Source organism: Jidongwangia harbinensis (genome assembly GCF_020216025.1).
GTDB lineage: Bacteria > Actinomycetota > Actinomycetes > Mycobacteriales > Micromonosporaceae > Actinoplanes > Actinoplanes harbinensis.
The window spans coordinates 1-3,006 of record NZ_JAIWNC010000062.1 but is presented as its reverse complement, the minus strand read 5'-3'; the positions used below and the strand labels follow the sequence as shown (position 1 = coordinate 3,006).

At 77.4% G+C, this 3,006-nt stretch carries 1 protein-coding gene; it reads right to left on the bottom strand.

Translation table 11 applies throughout. The features are described 5' to 3' along the window. Nucleotides 1-19 precede the first annotated feature (19 nt). Nucleotides 20-3,006: type I polyketide synthase (locus LDL48_RS41385; RefSeq protein WP_225260670.1), on the bottom strand; the 2,987-nt coding region annotated here is incomplete at its 5' end.

Genomic DNA, 3,006 nt, shown 5'->3' with positions numbered 1-3,006 from the left:
GTACGTCTCTCCCAGCGCTTCAGTGCTCGGTCGGGTCGAGGGCCAGTTGCACCAGCCGCTCCAGGTCGAGGTCGTCCAGGTCGTCCGCGGCATCCGCGCCGCCGCTCTCGGCGGGCGGGGCGTCCGGCTCGGCGCCCAGGCGCAGCAGGGCGTCGAGCAGCCCCGCCTCGCGCAGGCGGCCGAGGTCGACGGCGGCCAGAATCCGGCGGACCTGGTCGTCGTCCGGCGCCGCCTCGTCCCGGGTCGCGGACCCGGTGGGTACGAGGTCGCCGGCCACCCGCTCGGCGATCGCGGTGACCGTCGGCGAGTCGAAGACGACCGTCGTCGGCAGGCGCAGTCCGGTGGCGGCGTTGAGGCGGTTGCGCAGGTGCAGCGCGCTGACCGAGTCGAAGCCGAGTTCGCGGAACGCCCGGTCGGGGTCGACGTCGGCGGGCCGGCCGTAGCCGAGCACCGCGGCCACCTGGGTGCGGACCAGCTCGGTGAGGATCCGTTGCCGTTCGCCGGGCCCGGCGGCGGCGAGCCGGCGGACCAGCGTCTCGGCGCCTCCCGCGTCGGCGGCCCCGGCCGTGCGGCGCGGGACGCGGACCAGCCGGTCGAGCGTCGCGGGCAGCTCGCCGCGGGCGGCCGCGGCCCGCATCAGAGCGCGTTCCAGCCGCAGCGGCAGCAACAGCGCGTCGGCGGTCGGGTCGGTGGCGGCCGTGGCGGCGGCATCCAGGAGGCGGAGCGCCTCGGCGGCGTCCATCGGGGTGAGCCCGGCGGAGGCGATCCCGGCCAGGCCGGTGCGGTTGAGCCGTCCGGCCATGCCGCCGCTCTCCGCCCACAGTCCCCAGGCGAGGGAGACGACCGGGCGGCCGTCGGCGTGGCGGCGGGCGGCGAACGCGTCGACGAACGCGTTGGCCGCCGAGTAGGAGCCGGAGCCGTGGCCGGCGAGCCGGCTCGCGATCGAGGAGAACAGCACGAACGAGCCGACCGGCAGGTCCCGGGTGAGCGCGTCGAGGTGCAGCAGCGCGTCCACCTTGGGCCGGAAGACCCGGTCGATCTGGTCCGCGGTGAGGCCGGTGAGCACGCCGTCGTCGAGGACGGCGGCGACGTGCACGACGGCGCTGAGCGGACGGTCCGGCGCGAGGTTCGCCAGGACCCGGGCGAGATCGTCGCGGTCGGCGACGTCGACGGCCGCGACCGTGACCGCGACGCCGAGGGCGGCCAGGTCGGCGACGAGTTCGGTGGCGCCGTCGGCGGCGCTGCCGCTGCGGCTGACCAGCAGCAGGTTGCGTGCCTCGTGCCGCTCGGCGAGGTGCCGGGCGACGAGCGCGCCGAGGCCACCGGTCGCGCCGGTGACCAGCACGGTGCCGGACGTGTCGATCGGTTCGCCGGCGGCCGGCGGGGCGGGCACGATGCGCGGCACGTGCGGGCTGCCGGCACGCATCGCCAGCTGCGGTTCGCCGGTGGCCAGGGCCGCCGCGAGCGTCGCCGGGTCCGGTGCCGGGCCGTCGAGGTCGAGCAGCCCGAACTGGCCGGGATGCTCCTGGCCGGCGACCCGGATCAGGCCCCAGACCGGGGCGTGGACCAGGTCGGCGACCGGCTCGCCGGGTCGTACCGGCACCGCGCCGCGAGTGACCGCGACGAGCCGGGCGGCGGCGAGCCGGGGCTCGGCCAGCCACGCCCGGATCAGCTCCAGCGTTGCCGCGGTGGCCGCGCGGGTGGCGGCCGGCAGGTCGTCGTCCGGTGTGGCGGAGGCGTCCGCGAGCAGGTGGAACACGACCTCCGGGACGGCCGCCCCGGCGTCCAGGGCGGCGCCGAGCGCGGCCAGGTCGGCATGGGCCGACGCACCGGGCAGGTCGCCGCCGAGTACCGCCCAGTCGCCGGGCGGGGCGGGCGGCGCGTCGAGCACCGGCCAGTCGAGCCGGAAGACCGCGGCGTCGGGGTCGTCGAATCCGCCGGGCGCCACCGGGCGCAGCACCACCCCGGCGACGTGGGCGATCGGTGCGCCGGTCGCGTCGTGGACGGTGCGGGTGGCGCCGTCGGTACGGACCCGGACGGTCGGGGTGGCCGGGCCGCCGCGGACCCGGACACCGGTCCAGGAGAACGGCATCCGCATCTCGTCGCCGGCCTGGCAGAGCAGGTCGGCCTGCATCGCGGTGGCCAGCAGGACCGGGTGCAGGTGGAAGGCGTCCGCGTCGTCCGGGACGGCCACGTCCGCCTCGATCACATCGCCGAGTCGCCGGACGGCGCGCAGCCCGCGGTACGCGTCGCCGAACGTGACGCCGAGCGCGGCCATCCGTTCGTACGCGTCGCCGAGGTCGATGGCGGGTGCGGCCAGCGCCGCCGCCGGGGCGCCGGGCGCGGCACCGGAGACGGCCAGCACGCCCTCGGCGTGGCGGCGCCAGGCGCCGTCCGCCTCGCGGGCATGCACCGCGACGGTCCGTTCGCCCTGACCGCCGGGCGACCCGACGGTGATCTGCAGGTCGAGCCGGCCGTCGGTGAGCACCATGGGCGCGGTGACGGTCAGCTCCGCGACGGTGTCGCACCCGGCCTGCTCGGCGGCGGCCAGCGCGACCTCGAGGGCGACCGTGCCGGGCACCACGACGGTGTCGCCGACGATGTGCTCGGCGAGCCACGACTGGGCCTGCGCGTCGAGCCGGCCGGTGAGCAGCAGCTGCCCGGTGTCGCCCACCTCGGCGACACCGCTGAGCAGGGGGTGGCCGACGGCTGCGAAGCCGCTGACGCCGGTGTCCCGCCGCTGTGGCGCGACCCAGTAGCGCTGTCGTTGGAAGGGGTACGTCGGCAGTGCCGGGGGTGGCGTGCCGGGTTCCGCGAGCCGTACCGGCGCGCCCAGCTCGAACGCGTCCGCCAGGCTGCGCAGCATCCGCCGCGGCCCGCCGTCGTCACGCCGCAACGAACCCACCGCCGCGGCCTCGATCACCGGCACCAGCACCGGATGCGGCGAACACTCCACGAACAACGACGCACCCTGCGCCGCCAACCCCTCCACCACACCGGCGAACC